Origin of the sequence: Cellvibrio sp. ARAG 10.3 (assembly GCF_051846955.1) — a bacterium.
In the GTDB taxonomy this organism is placed as follows: Bacteria; Pseudomonadota; Gammaproteobacteria; order Pseudomonadales; family Cellvibrionaceae; genus Cellvibrio.
In genome coordinates, this window is record NZ_JBPYCU010000001.1 from 424,685 (window position 1) to 439,328 (window position 14,644).

14 protein-coding genes are annotated in these 14,644 nt (G+C 50.8%); 6 read left to right on the forward strand and 8 right to left on the reverse strand.

Translation table 11 applies throughout. The annotated features are described in order from the left end of the window. Positions 1 to 19 precede the first annotated feature (19 nt). Genes ACSV5M_RS01730 through ACSV5M_RS01740 form a run of 3 tightly spaced genes read right to left on the reverse strand, consistent with a single transcriptional unit; the run spans position 20 to position 1,949 of the window. Entirely contained in the window at positions 20 to 634 is a 615-nt protein-coding gene (locus tag ACSV5M_RS01730; protein ID WP_439173733.1) for a TPM domain-containing protein, read from the reverse strand. Continuing rightward, on the reverse strand, positions 634 to 1,347 hold the full coding sequence (locus ACSV5M_RS01735) for a TPM domain-containing protein (RefSeq protein WP_439173735.1): 714 nt from the start codon (positions 1,345 to 1,347) through the stop codon (positions 634 to 636). Before ACSV5M_RS01735 ends, ACSV5M_RS01730 begins: the two co-directional genes overlap by 1 nt. After that, entirely contained in the window at positions 1,347 to 1,949 is a 603-nt protein-coding gene (locus tag ACSV5M_RS01740; protein ID WP_439173736.1) for a LemA family protein, read from the reverse strand. Before ACSV5M_RS01740 ends, ACSV5M_RS01735 begins: the two co-directional genes overlap by 1 nt. A 194-nt stretch (positions 1,950 to 2,143) precedes the next feature. On the opposite strand from ACSV5M_RS01740, the gene ACSV5M_RS01745 reads away from it, so the two are divergent. Both ACSV5M_RS01745 and ACSV5M_RS01750 read left to right on the forward strand, forming a co-directional pair. Continuing rightward, positions 2,144 to 2,863 (forward strand): hypothetical protein, encoded by a 720-nt coding sequence (locus ACSV5M_RS01745; RefSeq protein WP_439173738.1) that lies wholly within the window; start codon positions 2,144 to 2,146, stop codon positions 2,861 to 2,863. Positions 2,864 to 3,008: 145 nt separating this feature from the next. After that, positions 3,009 to 4,148 (forward strand): helix-turn-helix domain-containing protein, encoded by a 1,140-nt coding sequence (locus ACSV5M_RS01750; protein WP_439173740.1) that lies wholly within the window; start codon positions 3,009 to 3,011, stop codon positions 4,146 to 4,148. A 29-nt stretch (positions 4,149 to 4,177) separates the two neighbouring features. On the opposite strand, the gene ACSV5M_RS01755 is transcribed toward ACSV5M_RS01750, so the two are convergent. The 3 genes from ACSV5M_RS01755 to ACSV5M_RS01765 form a co-directional block, all read right to left on the reverse strand. Next, positions 4,178 to 5,203 carry a family 16 glycosylhydrolase gene (locus ACSV5M_RS01755; protein WP_439173741.1) on the reverse strand — a complete coding sequence of 342 codons (1,026 nt, stop codon included), beginning with the start codon at positions 5,201 to 5,203 and terminating at the stop codon, positions 4,178 to 4,180. 219 nt (positions 5,204 to 5,422) lie between these two features. After that, a complete protein-coding gene (locus ACSV5M_RS01760; protein ID WP_439173743.1) occupies positions 5,423 to 6,598 on the reverse strand; it encodes a family 16 glycosylhydrolase in 1,176 nt (391 codons plus the stop codon). A 159-nt stretch (positions 6,599 to 6,757) separates the two neighbouring features. Then, positions 6,758 to 7,558 (reverse strand): alpha/beta hydrolase, encoded by an 801-nt coding sequence (locus ACSV5M_RS01765; protein WP_439173744.1) that lies wholly within the window; start codon positions 7,556 to 7,558, stop codon positions 6,758 to 6,760. Between the two features lie 168 nt (positions 7,559 to 7,726). Between ACSV5M_RS01765 and ACSV5M_RS01770 the strand changes: the two genes are divergently transcribed. Beyond that, entirely contained in the window at positions 7,727 to 8,743 is a 1,017-nt protein-coding gene (locus ACSV5M_RS01770; RefSeq protein ID WP_439173745.1) for a metal-dependent hydrolase, read from the forward strand. Positions 8,744 to 8,898: 155 nt separating this feature from the next. On the opposite strand, the gene ACSV5M_RS01775 is transcribed toward ACSV5M_RS01770, so the two are convergent. Continuing rightward, positions 8,899 to 10,905 carry an alpha/beta hydrolase family protein gene (locus ACSV5M_RS01775; protein WP_439173747.1) on the reverse strand — a complete coding sequence of 669 codons (2,007 nt, stop codon included), beginning with the start codon at positions 10,903 to 10,905 and terminating at the stop codon, positions 8,899 to 8,901. A gap of 59 nt (positions 10,906 to 10,964) precedes the next feature. Then, the gene (locus ACSV5M_RS01780; RefSeq protein WP_439174027.1) at positions 10,965 to 12,227 is read right to left on the reverse strand and encodes a hypothetical protein; all 1,263 of its coding nucleotides are present in this window, start codon (positions 12,225 to 12,227) and stop codon (positions 10,965 to 10,967) included. Between the two features lie 296 nt (positions 12,228 to 12,523). On the opposite strand from ACSV5M_RS01780, the gene ACSV5M_RS01785 reads away from it, so the two are divergent. The 3 genes from ACSV5M_RS01785 to ACSV5M_RS01795 all read left to right on the forward strand — a co-directional run bounded on the left by ACSV5M_RS01785 (position 12,524) and on the right by ACSV5M_RS01795 (position 14,643). Next, positions 12,524 to 13,117: a DUF6088 family protein gene (locus tag ACSV5M_RS01785; protein WP_439173748.1), complete on the forward strand. Its 594-nt coding sequence runs from the start codon at positions 12,524 to 12,526 to the stop codon at positions 13,115 to 13,117. Continuing rightward, a complete protein-coding gene (locus ACSV5M_RS01790) occupies positions 13,107 to 14,057 on the forward strand; it encodes a nucleotidyl transferase AbiEii/AbiGii toxin family protein (RefSeq protein WP_439173749.1) in 951 nt (316 codons plus the stop codon). The genes ACSV5M_RS01785 and ACSV5M_RS01790 overlap by 11 nt, the downstream gene beginning before the upstream one ends. 277 nt (positions 14,058 to 14,334) lie before the next feature. Continuing rightward, complete coding sequence (locus ACSV5M_RS01795) at positions 14,335 to 14,643, forward strand: PepSY domain-containing protein (RefSeq protein ID WP_439173751.1); 309 nt, start codon at positions 14,335 to 14,337, stop codon at positions 14,641 to 14,643. Position 14,644: the final 1 nt, after the last annotated feature.

The window sequence follows — 14,644 nt, forward strand, 5'->3', positions numbered from 1 at the left end:
GAGAATAGCAAGCGAAGCGTTAGAGAAGAATGAGGTGGTTCGGTAATTCATTCTTCTGATGCGTGGCCGGTACGTGTTGTTGCAGGATTGCACCGCAGCCTTTGATGCAGTGGGTCAGGCCTTCATGGGTATTGCCTGCTTTGACCGCCGCAACAAAATCGTCCACCAACCCCTGCCATTGGGTTTGTGCCACTTGTTGGTTGATGCCGCGATCCGCAATGATTTCCACATAGCGCTCCGCTTCTGAGACAAACAGCAAGACCCCGGTTTCGCCGCGGGTGTGATGCAGGTTGTTCTCTAGGAATTGCCGCCGCGCCATGTTGGCCGCACGCCCATAGCGCACGGCTTTAGGGATCAATCGAATCCGCAAGGCGGGGATGCGAAACAAACCGACCAATGCCAGAAAGCTCAACCATTGCACCAGCACGACATCGGCGGTGGTTAACCAGAAGGGCATAAACAGCACCGGTAAGGGAATCAACAGCGCGATAGCCGCCGCCCAGAGCACGGGGATATAACGATAGTCATCACTCTGGCGCGCCACCACGGCGACAAACTCTGCGTCGGTATGTTGTTCAATATCGGTAATAAGATCAGCCACGCTTTGTTGCTGGTCCGGATTAATTATTGTCATCACCATCCTCCTGAAGCGCCGCCGCCACCAAAACCGCCACCGCCTCCACCGAAGCCTCCGCCGCCGAAGCCGCCACCGCCACCAAAACCACCGAGGCCGCCATAATAAGCACCTCGGCGTGAGCCGCCGCCCGTGCCACCGGAGATCATCGCTAATAAAAAGACCACGCCGATAATCACAAAGATCATAAACAGCGGCAGGCGTTTTTTGCCGGTCGAGACCTCGCGCATTTCATAGTCATTACCCAGCGCCGCAATCATGGCGTAGGTGCCCTCCTTGATGCCCTCATTAAACTGCGCCTGTTTGAATTTGGGCAGGATTATGCTGTGAATAATATTCGCGGATATCGCGTCAGTTAAGGTGCCTTCCAATCCATAACCGACTTCAATACGCACGCGTCGCTCTTCCTGGGCGACAAGCAGAATCGCTCCATTGTCTTTGTCTTTTTGGCCGATGCCCCAGTGGCGCCCCAGCTGGTAGCCGAAATCTTCAATAACCTGCCCCTGCAAATTATTGAGCGTAACCACCACCACTTGGTTGGTGGTGGTCTGCTCATGGGCGGCGAGCATTTCGGTTAACTCGCGTTCAGTTTGTGCGTCGAGCAAGTTGGCATTGTCCATCACGCGCCCGGTTAATTCAGGAAACTGAATCTGGGCAAACGTCATCTGGCAGACAAAGGCCAGCAACAATGTGGCCGCCGCTAAACGGCGCATCAGAATTTAACCTCGGGGGCTTTATCCGCGCCTTCGCTGGTGGCTTTGTACACTTCGCGAATTTCAAGGTCGGAATACAGGATGCCGTGCCAGATACGGCCGGGGAAGGTGCGGATTTCGGTGTTGTAACGCTCTACTGCCTGAATGTAATCGCGCCGCGCTACTGCGATACGATTTTCGGTTCCTTCCAGCTGCGATTGCAATGCAAGGAAATTCTGGTTGGATTTCAGATCCGGATAACGTTCGACGACGACCAATAAACGCTGCAGGGCACTACCCAGTTGCGCTTGCGCCTGTTCAAACTGCTGCAGCTTTTGCGGGTCATCAATCACGCTCTGATCCACCTGCATGGAGCCGACTTTCGCTCGCGCTTCCACCACGGCGGTCAGGGTTTCACGCTCCTGCGCCGCGTAGCCTTTTACCGTTTCCACCAGGTTCGGCACCAGATCCGCCCGGCGCTGATACTGGTTTTCTACCTGCGACCAGGTAGCTTTTACCTGCTCATCCATGGTCGGAATGTTGTTGATACCGCAACCGGCCAAGAGCGACAGCATGGCCGCGAGAATTACCGCTTTGCCTAAGGAAACCGGAAAAGAAGACATGATGGGATTTGCTCCTGCATAACCTGGGGAGAAGGAATGATGGGGACATCGGCAGCGATATTCAACCGGCGCGCCGGTCGACACTTTGTCAAACTGACAATATTCCACTATATTCCCAGCGATAAAAATAACAACCTGCCCACGCACCATACGCGGGTGTCATGGGAAACAACAAGCCGTTAAAGGATAAGACGATGAATAAGTATGGAATGATATTGGGTGTAGTTATGTTCGCGGCGGGATTTTTTGCCCACAGTGCCTTTTCTCCTTCGGCGGATCCACAAGCGGATATGAGGATACCGACCGATAATCCCATCGCTATGCCGCTGCCCAATAAACCGGATGCTGAAAAGCTTGCGTTGAAAAAACAGATTGCGCAGTTGGAAGCTCAGGTTGCTTCTCTTAAACAACATAAAGCAACGCATATTGAGACCTCAAAAACGACAATTCCTGGTGCGGTAAAGCAAAGCCCGGATGCGGACTCCACGGAGCCGCAAATGGTTAGCATCGAATATGAAGAGCTGCGCAAACTGGTTGCTGCAAAAGCGATACGAGAAGCGGAAGAGCGAGGTGATCTTCGTCCAGTATTCGATATAAATCCAGGTAGCAGTGTGGCTGATATGAAGAAAAATTTTTCAGAAGAAAATATTGACTACAACTGGGCTCCATCCCAGCAAACCAAACTTTACGATACCTTTTCATCCACTGAAAAGCTGGCTGAGTTATCGATTACGGAAGCGGCTTGCAAAACAAGTGTATGCCGGGTATCCGTGAGCGTGGCCGCCAATGAACCATTCGACTCAGAATCCCTCACCAAAGCGATCAGTGCGAGTGGCGCCAATGCAGGATTCAGAACATTGATGGTGCTTCACCAAATTGAATCAGGCTTGGTTGATATTTATTTTAGTAAGTAAGATCCGCAATGTTTTTGCCTAACCGTGTCGGCTTACGCCTTTGGCTAAGCCGACCTACGCCGCTCCCGAAAGTGAAGGTTGGTGTTGGTGGGTGGAGTGGCTATAATTCGGGGGACTATTCTAATAACGATAACTGCCCTGACCTATGAAGACCCCCATCTTTAATATCCACGATCTGATTCTTGTGCTGACCCTGGCGGTGTGTTTGTTGCTGGTGGTATTTCAGTGGTTGCTCTCCAAACAAAAAGCCATCGGTAGTTACCTGTTATCCGGCTTTTTTGTGTGCGTGGGGCTGACGGCCTTGTGCAATCTGTTGTTGTGGAATGATTACATCGTGCTTCATACGCCAGCCGCGAAAGCATTGCTGGCCCTGGGACTGGCGGCGGCGGTGGTGGGCAAGAGTGTGTGCCTGTATTTGTATGTTATGGCGATTACACAGGAAAACTTTCGTCTGCGCCTCTGGCATGCCGCGCATTTGCTCAATCTGGTGGTGGTGATGGGATTCATCATCATCGGTAACCTGGACAGCGACCGCCTGCGTTTTCGCCCCGAAAGCTACACACCTTTCAGTAGTCAGCTAACAGATTATTTATGGGATTACCTGAAAATCCTGCCGGTGATTTATGCCTTTGCGGCGGTGTGGGTGATTCGTCAGTACAAGCAGCAATTAAAAGAATTTTATTCCAGCCTCAGTTTGCAGGGGCCTTATGGGTTGCTGTTGCTGACCTTGGGGTTTGCCGTGAACTGGTTATGGTCCCTGGTGGTGCATCTGTTGGGTGAAAGTATTAATACCAGGGTGGCGGATACCTTTGGCATCTTTGACAACTACATAACTTTCTTACTGGTAAACGCGCTGTTTGTTTACAGCCTGTTGTACGCACACCAACTGATTCAAACCAAAGGCAAGGTGAAAGAAAAAGACGCAGCCGTTACCGCCGAGCCCTCGGCGGATGTGATCGAACGGATTCGCCGGGTTATGGAAGATGAGCAGTTATACCTGAAACAGAATTTAAATATTGAAGAGTTTGCGCGGCATTTGGGCATTCATTACCGTGAGGTTTCGAATATCCTCAACCATTATTTCAATACAAATTTTTTTGAATTTGTGAATCGCTATCGGGTTGAGCGGGCCAAAAAAATATTGTCAGACCCGCAACGCGCCGATACGACCATCTTTGACATTTTGCTGGAATCCGGTTTTAACAGTAAGTCATCGTTCAATCGTTTTTTTAAACGCTATGCCGGCATGTCGGCGGCTGAGTTTCGCAAACAGGTTCACGGCTAATCCATCAACCTGTTTGCGCCATGCGAGGTTTAAGGCTTGATGTACGCCTGGCGAAATGGCAATAACATCAGCAGCAACAGGCTTAACCAATGCAGCGCGCCGCCGCCGCTGCCACCACCCGTATCATCGCGCTGAGGTGCGCTGGAGCTGGCCAATGATACGCTGCTGGATGACAGACCGGCTTCACTGGATGAGGCTGCGCTACTGGCCGGGCTTGAACTGACAGACGAACTGGACACCGCTTGCGAGCTGAGACTTGAACTAGAGCTGGAACTGCTGGCCGGTTCGTCGGCTGGCGGTGTGCCGCTGAAGCCAACAGCATCTTCATGGGTAAGTGCAAGAATTAAAATTCCGTCCTGAACCACCACATTTTCCGGTAAAAAATCCACGCGATTGGTATCGAAAGTCCAGTTGGCTTTGTTCCAGCGTGTTGCATCAAAACTGTCGAAGTCATCGCGCCAGGCAGGCTCAAATTCGCCGGTTTCCGTGTTGTAAGATTGATACTCGATATAGTTCACGTATTGATAGACCGGCAAGATCGCATCATCCCAGGGGCCGACCCATTCCGGCGATTCGCTGGACCAGATATTAAAGCGCAAGCTTTGCGGGTTGGTCAGGCCGGTGACGGTGCTGGTGCCGTTAATGCGTCGCACTTCTTCGCCGTCCAGATACCAGGCGACGTAATCCGGTGTCCATTCCAACAAGTAGGTGTGGTAAGCATCGGCGAGTGAAACCTCGGTGCTGTGGTCTTCCACGGATTGTATCGTAGGGCGCGAGCTACCTAGAATAATATTGCTCTGCCATTCGGTCGCATTATTTTTGCCGAAGACTTCAATATCTATTTCCTCCCAAAAGGTAGTACCAATTTCGGAACCGTTTTTGTAGGTAAAGAAGGTAGACAAAATGCCGCTGCCTTTGGCCACGCGCATGCGAATTTCATAGCGACCATAGAGCACGCTGTCAGTGGAAAAAATTTCTGCGCCTTTGTAGGGTTTGGCAAACGCGGAGCTGGAAAACAAAACGCTCAATAAAACAATAAACAGGTAAGGCTTCATATAGACTTCTCGGTAAAAAAGCGGGATGACACCCGTGTGCAATCCCGCAAGGTCGTGTAGAAGCCATCTCAAAAAACATCTGGCGGCCTGATGCTGTGTTGAAAAGCCGATTCCGGTGCTCATTTACTTAAGTAAACTACGCTCCTCATCAACTTTTCGCCTTGCCTGAGTCTCGCCAGCTGATTTTTGAGACGGCTTCTAATTAATTGTCGTGAATAATTAGAGCCGGGTTAATTTAATCCAGTCAATATTAAAGCCGCCGCTGTTGGCGTAGATCGCCAGGTTCTGGACACCGCCATTCAGATAAATATTGTGAGCAATCACCTGATACGTGCCCCAGCTGCCGGTGTAGGGCACACTGATCGTGCCCAGGCCAACACCGTCCCGATCCAGGGTAAATTGTGCAGTGGTGAGCGCCGAGGCAACGCGATATTCCACACGATAGGTACCGCTCTGGGGAATATTGACATTGGTGTACTTGAACCACTCGCCTGCGTCGATATAACCCACAATGCCGCCGCTGGCGAGCACGCTGCCGCCCACTTCATTAAAATTTTCCGCTTCAATCACAATGGAGGTGCTGCCACCGCCGTTGCCATTTCCACCGCCGCTGCCTGTGGGCGGATTGCCGTTGTAGCCGGTTTGCCCTTCACGGGTGAGCGCCAGAACCAGAATGCCGTTTTTCACGACCACATTAGCCGGGTCAAAATCGGCAAGGTTTTCACCAAAGGTCCAGTTGGCCTTGCCCCAGCGGTTGCTGTCAAAGCTGTTGAAGTCATCGCGCCAGCCCACACCGAAGCTGTTGGTCGCGCTGATAAAGGGTTTGTATTCAATGTAGTCAACAAACTGATACACCGGCAGGATGTTCGGATTCCACGGGCCCACCCATTCCGGGATATTGGCAGCCCACAGGTTGAAGCGAAGGCTCTGGGGACTGTTCAGGCTGGTGACGAACTGCCCGCCATTGATACGCCGGATCTCGGCACCATTCACAAACCAAGCGATGTAGTTCGGCGTCCATTCCAGCACATAGGTATGGTAAGCATCGCCAAGGGACACCGGTGCGGTGTGCACACCTTCGGTCTTGGTAGTGGGCCGGTTGGTGCCGATGATCACGTTGCTCTGCCACTGGGTGGCGTTGTTCTTGCCGAAGATTTCGATATCAATCTCTTCCCAAAAAACACCATTTTGCTCGGACCCGTTTTTATAGGTAAAAAAAGTGGAGAGCACACCGCTGCCTTTGGCGGCTCGCATCCGCATCTCATAGCGGCCGTAGTGGTAGCTTTGGTTGGAGTAGATTTCCGCACCCTTGTAGGGTTTGGCGGTGGCATGACCGGCCATGAAGATGGCGGAACCGAGGAACAACAGGGCGAGCAAAGCGTTTAATCTGCGCATAACGTTTCACCTTTATGATTATTAGAAGAGTCATGGAACGGAGGAGCTCCGCCAGGCCATGATCCCCAACATCAACCGGATGGTCGCGCCATTTTCCGCAGAGAACCTAAACTGGTGCCTGTTTGTCGCTCGGGCACGCACCCGTTGCGGTGTGAGCTGTCAGCGAAGCACAAAGTCGCGGATGGTTTTAAGGGCGTTAGGATTATCGAAGAGATTGTTATGGCCCACCCCAGGCAACGCCAGCAGCTCCTTGGGGCTCGGAATGGCAGCATAAGTGGCGAGGGAATCCTTGGGCGGGATAACCACATCGGCGTCACCGATCAGCATCAACACCGGGCAGGTGAATTGTGCGGCGTGGGTGATGAGATCGAAGGGGTGTTGCAAGAGCCACTTCACCGGCAGGATCGGAAACATCCGCTGACCGTTCTGGATGGCGCTTTTCAGTGGCGTCAGCAGCACCAGTTTGTCGACCCGGCGCTGGGTTGCCAGGTAACCCGCCACCGCCGATCCGAGGCTGCGGCCCATCACCACCACCTGGGACGTCGCTGGATCATGCAGCCGGCTCAACTCATCGTAGATGGCTTCGGCATCTGCATAGAGCGCGGCTTGGGACGGGGAACCTTCACTGCGGCCATAGCCCCGGTAATTGAAGGTAAAAATAGTGCGCGCGCCGAGTTTTTGCAGGATCGGCAAAAGGCTGATGACATCCTCGCCATTGCCACCAAAGTAGAGCAGCACCACCTGGTTTGTAGCGGCGGGATCTTCCAGCCGCCAGCCACTCAGGAGCACATCATCACGTTGCAGGTGAATGTGCTGGGACGCGTATTGGTTATAGGTTGCGTCGTCGGCGGTGGTCCGCGGAAAGATCAGGCGCGTCTGCCACAGGAATGCCAGGGCGCAGAGCGTGAGATAACACAGGAGGATAAACAGCAAAATAGTCAGCATGGGTCCGGTCTTCATGTCGATTCGTCTCAGGTCTGAGTCGTTGAATAACACGAATGCCCCGCTAAATCCACGACGCAGGCGATATTTACACAGCCGCAACAGTATTTGACGAAGCTGAACCTTGTACAACCGTGCAGCTTCGTATAATGCCCGGCGCGGTATTTTTTCACACAGGACGATTTCATGGATTCACTTTCACAAGCTGCCTTGGGGTCTGCGGTGGGTATTGCCGTCATGGGGCGGCGCACGGCGGTATGGAAGGCGGCGTTGATCGGTGCCGCCTTTGGCACCCTGCCCGATCTGGATGCCTTTATTGATCACGGCGATCCAATTCGCAATATGACCTTTCACCGGGCGGCGAGTCATTCCCTGTTTTATCTCACGTTGTTGTCGCCGGTGCTGGCGTGGTTGACTAGCAAACTGTCTGGCGGCAAACAAGATTTCAAACACTGGTTAGCGGCGATCTGGCTGATCCTGATTACCCATGTGCTGCTGGATTTTATGACCATCTACGGTACGCAGATGGCTTTGCCGTTTACCGATTATCCCTTTGGTGTCGGCAGCATCTTTATTATTGATCCGCTTTACACCTTGCCGCTGTTGTGCGGGATTATCGCGGCGCTGATTTTTTATCGCTCGTCGGGTTTGCGCTGGAATGCGTTGGGGCTTTCGTTGAGTACGGTGTATCTTGCCTGGACGGTGATAGCCCAATGGTACGTGGAAAACATCGTCGATGATTACCTTGCGCAACACCAGGTTGATGTTGAACAACGGCTGGTGACAGCAACACCCTTCAATACCCTGCTCTGGCGGGTTTTGGTGATCACCCCGGATGGTTACGGTGAAGGATTTTATTCGCTGCTGGATAAGACACCGCAATTGAACATAAAGATGTTTCCACGCAATGAAGCATTATTCACGGCGGTGCGCGGTAATTGGGGCGCAGAACGAATGGCCTGGTTTACCCACGGTTTTTTCAAGATGAGTGAAGCCGAGGGGAAACTGATGATTACCGACCTGCGTATGGGGCAGGAGCCTTTTTACAGCTTTACGTTCGTGGTTGCCGAGCGCGTTGGTGATACCTGGCAGGAAGTGATGCCCGAACATATCAGGGAAAATCCGGATATTGAGCTGGCGCTGGATTGGTTGGAGCGGCGGATCAGTGGAGATGTTATTGATCCGCCGTGGTTGGTGGAGTGATAGTGTCGGATTACGCTTACGCTAATCCGACCTACCTGTGCGAATTTATAAATCCGTCATGGGTTGCGCTGTCCGTAGGTCGGATTAGCGCAGCGTAATCCGACACCCAACCAGCTCATTGCGAAACCCCCGCAACAAATCGCGTTCAATTAAACTTAAATCCCCGCCTGCTGCGCCGCGTTTCCAATCGGCGCATCCACTGGCAAATACTTCTGCAAAAATGCATCCATGGCTTCAAAGGTTTGCTTGCGATGCGGCAAGTAATCAAGATAATGGCTGCCGCCCTCCAATTCGATGTACTCATACACCTTGTTGTATTTCTTCAAACGCTTCGCCATCAAGCGACTTTGATCAACCGGCACAATCGTATCGTCCGCTCCGTGCAATAACAGGATCGGGATTTTTACCCGTTCTGCCAGCCGCGCGGGTGAGGTTTCACGCAATTGCTTTTTATCGTTGCCCAATTGCTCGCGCATCACGTTGCGGTTGATAAAGTAACGCGCGGTGTTGCGCAATTTAACGATGTCGGAGATACCGGCAAAACTGATCGCACACTGAAATAAATCCGGCGTTTTGGTTGCGCCCATCAACGCGGCATAACCACCGTAACTGCCGCCGGCAATGCAAACGCGTTTCGGATCGGCAATGTTTTCAGCCACTAAAAATTTTACTGCATCTTCCAGGTCATCCTGCATCGCCAGACCCATGCCGCCCACGGCCATCATCATAAAGTCGTGACCGTAACCGGCGGAACCGCGAAAGTTAGGCTGGAACACCGCATAACCGCGATTCGCCATATAGGCAGAGAAACTATCGTAGCCTTTGCCGTCGCGCGACATCGGGCCGCCGTGAGGCAGGATAATCGTGGCAATGGGTTTGTCCTTAAAGGTTTTTGGTAATGACAGATAACCTTCCAACTCCAGACCGTCGCGCGCTTTGTAGGTCACCAGTTCTTTTTCCACCAGCACGCCATTGCTCAATTCCGGATACACATCGGCGACAAAATCCAGGGTCTTTTTATCGCGGTCACCAAACAGGTATTGGCCTGGCTGTGTATCGCCGACCGAAAACAAAATATATTTGCGCGCATCGTCGCTAAAGCTGGTGATGTAATTCCCGGCATCGGGTAAGGCTTTATCAATACCATTCTGGAAGGCAGTAAATTCAGGATTCCAGAAAATACTTTTGCCACCGTTATCGTGATAATACAAGCCCACGGCATCGCGATGGGCAGGGGAATAAATCAAACTGCCGGAGACATCGTATTCAGGATTACTCAGGATCAACTCCATCGGATATCCTTCTTTGGACAAATCCGCTTTAAACACCGCCTTCCTGCCTTCATGGTCAGCCAGCAAATACAAAGTGTTGCCATCTTTGCCGAACCCGAGCGGACTAATGCTGGGCTCATCAAACACCACATAGGACCAGGCCACCGTCCATTTGTTGGTCTGTGGATCGAGCACGCGGATACTGACCTTGCGGTCGCGGTCGTTATAACCTTCACCCAAGCGTACGTTGCCCTGTTGATCCGCCATCCAGGAGCGCACCGACGTCATGTGTTTTTTTACCCGGCGCAAACGACCATTGTTAACGTTGGCTTTATAGACGGTTTGGTGATTGGGAAATTCGCGGTCCACACTCAGAAGGATATGGTCGGGGTCATCGGGCAAGATGCTGATGATGTTGTCCTGGAATTGACTGATCCAGCCATCGGCATCGTCATCCGGGCGCACCAGGGTAATCATCTTGGAGGGCTTTTTTGCATCCACCACCAGCAGGCGGGTTTCGGTAAAACGCAAATGCGTACCGCGGCGGCTGTCAAAACGCAGGCTCATCAGCAAGCGATCATTATTGGCCCAACGCACCCAGTTAAATTTAAATTGTTCGTTATTGGTTTTGGTGGGATAAAAAATTTCACCGCTGCTCAGGTTCAGGGTCATCAGCACCGTATCGTCACCGATATTGCGCAACGCAATCAGGTGTGTGCCGTCTGGTGACAACTTCACATTATCTATCGCTTCATCGCGATAAAAAGCTTCCAGTGGCAGCGGTGTTTCGGTTGTAGTCTGGGCCGAGGGTGCAGCCGTGGTGAGTAGTAAACTGCCGATAATGAACAACGCGCGGACGTATCGTCCGCTTACCCAGGTAGATGTGAACATGGATAGAGTCCTTGTGTCTTTATTGTGATGATGAATTTTTTTTGGTCCTGATCGTGCTGTTAGTCCGTGAGCCTTACCTCCTTGATATCATCCAGTTGAATCGGCATCACCAGATGCCCACCCTGTTCAAAGCGTTGAAATTGAATGCGCCCATTTTCCACCGTACGAATTTGACCGCGATAGATTTTCCCGTTGTGCAGGCGCACGCGCACACTTTTACGCAGATGGTCTTGCAGATTATCCAAAGATAATAAATTCGGATCGATACCCGGCTCCGCCGCAACCGCTTGTTGCTCGGCTTCCTTCTGCGCCACGATCTGCGCTTGCTCTTCTTCGGTCAAACCCACCAGATCCAGCGTGACCACCGGTGCGTCATTCACTTCCAGGTTGCCCTGCAAACGGTAAATTAAAATATTCGCCGGCGTCTCAAACAAATCACGCAGGGACAGGCTCGTAGCGGGATATAAATACAAACTGAAACGATCAGGCATCTGGATAAAACTCTCGTATGCCGTAGCGACTTTAGGGCCGACAGCAATACCCTGGCGGTTCCAGTAATCCTGCCAGGCTGCCAGATGATGTGTACGGTACTCGGCAGGCGTCATGCCCATTTCCGCCGCACAGAATTTAATGACGTTCGCGGCGTAACCCAGATCTTCATACTTAACATCCAGGCTGTTTAACGCCGCGCGCGGAAAGGTCGCAGCCATGACGTGTGCAGAGCGGGAGCTGGCACCGAGTTGAATGTCAGCGGTGATCTCCAGGCGTGCCACCCCTTCGGTAAGGTTGCGGACATACAGGCGCAGTTTTTGCCCGTCGCCGATGATTTCGTAATCCAGATCAATATTCATCACCAGCTCTTCATAACCCATATCCATCAGATCGTGGCCGCTGAATTTTTGACGCTTACCACAGCCCATCGCATCGAATCCCTGCGCCGTACTGAAGGTCTGGCTACTGCCATACACGCTGCCGCCAGTTAGAACCCGCAGCCCACTGACCGACACACCCAGGTGCTGGGGAAACTGCTGCTTTTTTGTGTCTTCTGACAGGTAAAACAAACCCAGTGCGTTGCCGGTGCGCAACTTGACCTGATTGACCAGCACCGCATCGTTCGCCCCATGAGGCTGGAAACGCAAGTGATTTATCTGCGCTTCGCCGGTGTGGGTCACATTGACATCGCGATAACTGAAATCTCCCACCACCTGTGCGGCCTGGACCAGTTGGTCGAGGCTCTTTTTCATCTGGGATTCGTAATAGAACTTGCCGCCAAAGAAAACGCCGGCAGCAATCAGGATGGCGAGGATCAGGAAGCGCTTCATACAGGAGTCCTTGTGTCGAAGCCGGAGGCGGCTTCAAAGGCCTGTCCAGCTGGCAGAATAATTCGCTTTTATACCGAAAATGGGGGTGAAGTGCGAGGGGCTGGGTCTAAAGCTCACCCGATTTTAAAATTTGGCAAGCTTTGATGTGAGTCCAAAGCGCCCGAGGGAATGTGTTTTAAAGGTTATATTCATCCGGATTTCATACAAGTAATGCATGAATTTTTAATAAAAAACTTGGCATTCCGGGATGCGTTGTGTATTTTGTGTACAGTAAAGATAATTACCCAGGTTTGAACATGTCCGCATTGAAAGAGTTAAAACGGCACTTAAAGCCAGGCCAGGTATACCGCAGGGCCGATTTGGCACAGTGGAGTAATGCTGTTGATCGCCACTTGAAGCAGTTGGTAAAAGAGGGAACCTTACAGAAGGTCTCCCAAGGTGTTTATGCCTACCTCAAGAAAACGTCTTTTGGCAAAGCTGCACCAGAGGATTACAAGCTGGTCGAAGCCTTCTTAAAAACGGATGACTTCTTATTATTTTCCTCGAACGCCTACAATGCGTTAGGGGTTGGTACAACCCAGCTCTACAACGAGCAGGTCGTCTACAACCGAAAACGCCACGGCAAGTTCAGGCTGGGTAATCGCACCTTCAACTTTCAGATGAAGCCTTACTTCCCCAAAGAAGTTTCAAAAGAATTCCTATTGGTCGACTTGGTAAACAACGTAAACAAATTGGCAGAAGACCAGGATGTTGTGTTGGAACGTGTTAGCCATGTAGCTGCCAACATGGACACATCTTCTTTAAAGAAAGAAGCCCAACTTTATGGCGGTGTTCGAGCCAGAAAATTATTTGCATCAATTGATAATAAGACAGTGACACATGCCGCTTGATTATTTGCATCACCATGAAGATTACAAAGATCTCATTCGCACGGTTGCTGAAGAAAAAGGCATTGCTCCAGATCTGGTAGAAAAAGACTACTGGATTATGCATTGCCTTTATGGCTTGACTCAGCAGGGTTATTCATTTGAATTAAAAGGCGGAACGAGCCTGTCGAAAGGTTTCAGGATTATTCATCGCTTCTCTGAAGATATTGATATTCGTATTGAACCACCTGCTGGAATTACGGTGGCTACCGGAAAAAATCAAAATAAAGATCAGCACTGCGAAAGTCGAAAAGCCTTTTATGATCAGCTTGCCCAGAACATTGTTATTAACGGTATTGATGAAGTTGTAAGAGATCACACCTTTGATGATGAAAAATTCCGTAGTGCGGGTATTCGCTTGAAATACTCCAGCGCCAATCCGATTTCTGTTGGTATTAAAGATGGTGTGTTATTGGAGGTAGGGTTTGATACCGTCACGCCTAATAGGAAAGTCGATATCAGTTCATGGGCGCTGGATTTTGCCAAACAACATAATGTACCCGTCATAGATAATTTGGCCAAAGCGATCCCCTGCTATGAACCAGGTTACACCTTTGTAGAAAAGCTACAAACGATAGCGACCAAATATAGGAATCAGCAAGAGCGAGGTGGAATGCCCAAAAACTTTATGCGGCATTATTACGATGTATATTGTTTGCTTGAAGATGAAAGTGTTCAATCATTTATTGGTACGGATGCATACCATGCCCATAAGTTTACCCGCTTCCCCAAAGAAGATTATCAAATATCTATAGCAGAGAATGAAGCTTTCATTTTGTCCGACGTAACCACGAGAAAGTTGTACCAGGAAAGCTATCTGGCTACGTCTGCGTTGTATTACCAAGAGCAACCGAGTTTCGATGCATTGCTAGAACGAATTCATTCAATGGTTGGTGAGCTATAGATCTGACACTTCAGTTTGACGAGAAGAGAGTTTTCGGTTTTGATTTTGTTGCAGATTCCCTACTGATAAAATTTATCCTTAGGATGTATTATTTCAAAATCGAACAATGAGATTATAAAAAGCGTCTATTTTCCCACTCTGGTCGCTACAGTTACCAAAACCTCATAAATTGGTAACTGTAGTAACCATCTTTAAACCCAACCCAAAATTAAGTTTGAATTAAGCTCCCCCCGATATCCTGATTCTCGTCAACACTTATTCAATCAGGAGATATCGTATGACAAAGTTAACAGCAATACTCAGCGCAACCCTTTTAGCGACGACCGCCGGTATCGCACAAGCGCGGGATATCGCACCGGATGAAGTGGTCAAACTGCACAGTGCAGGTACCATTCAATCCTTTGAAAAACTTAACGAAGCCGTGCTGGCGCAGCATCCCGGTGCCACCATCGAAGACAGCGAACTGGAAGAGAAACAGGGCCGTTATATCTACGAGCTGGAAGTGCGCGATGCCCAGGGTGTAGAGTGGGATCTGGAGCTGGATGCCGCCACGGGCGAGATCCTGAAAAACCATCAAGACGATTAAT

Excerpts from the sequence above, each read along its gene's own strand:
- ACSV5M_RS01785 (WP_439173748.1), top strand. The coding sequence starts at position 12,524 with ATGTCCGCATTGAAAGAGTTAAAACGGCACTTAAAGCCAGGCCAGGTA.
- ACSV5M_RS01795 (WP_439173751.1), top strand. The coding sequence starts at position 14,335 with ATGACAAAGTTAACAGCAATACTCAGCGCAACCCTTTTAGCGACGACC.
- ACSV5M_RS01750 (WP_439173740.1), top strand. The coding sequence starts at position 3,009 with ATGAAGACCCCCATCTTTAATATCCACGATCTGATTCTTGTGCTGACC.
- ACSV5M_RS01775 (WP_439173747.1), bottom strand. The coding sequence starts at position 10,905 with ATGTTCACATCTACCTGGGTAAGCGGACGATACGTCCGCGCGTTGTTC.
- ACSV5M_RS01735 (WP_439173735.1), bottom strand. The coding sequence starts at position 1,347 with ATGCGCCGTTTAGCGGCGGCCACATTGTTGCTGGCCTTTGTCTGCCAG.
- ACSV5M_RS01755 (WP_439173741.1), bottom strand. The coding sequence starts at position 5,203 with ATGAAGCCTTACCTGTTTATTGTTTTATTGAGCGTTTTGTTTTCCAGC.
- ACSV5M_RS01760 (WP_439173743.1), bottom strand. The coding sequence starts at position 6,598 with ATGCGCAGATTAAACGCTTTGCTCGCCCTGTTGTTCCTCGGTTCCGCC.
- ACSV5M_RS01770 (WP_439173745.1), top strand. The coding sequence starts at position 7,727 with ATGGATTCACTTTCACAAGCTGCCTTGGGGTCTGCGGTGGGTATTGCC.
- ACSV5M_RS01765 (WP_439173744.1), bottom strand. The coding sequence starts at position 7,558 with ATGAAGACCGGACCCATGCTGACTATTTTGCTGTTTATCCTCCTGTGT.
- ACSV5M_RS01780 (WP_439174027.1), bottom strand. The coding sequence starts at position 12,227 with ATGAAGCGCTTCCTGATCCTCGCCATCCTGATTGCTGCCGGCGTTTTC.
- ACSV5M_RS01730 (WP_439173733.1), bottom strand. The coding sequence starts at position 634 with ATGACAATAATTAATCCGGACCAGCAACAAAGCGTGGCTGATCTTATT.
- ACSV5M_RS01790 (WP_439173749.1), top strand. The coding sequence starts at position 13,107 with ATGCCGCTTGATTATTTGCATCACCATGAAGATTACAAAGATCTCATT.
- ACSV5M_RS01740 (WP_439173736.1), bottom strand. The coding sequence starts at position 1,949 with ATGTCTTCTTTTCCGGTTTCCTTAGGCAAAGCGGTAATTCTCGCGGCC.
- ACSV5M_RS01745 (WP_439173738.1), top strand. The coding sequence starts at position 2,144 with ATGAATAAGTATGGAATGATATTGGGTGTAGTTATGTTCGCGGCGGGA.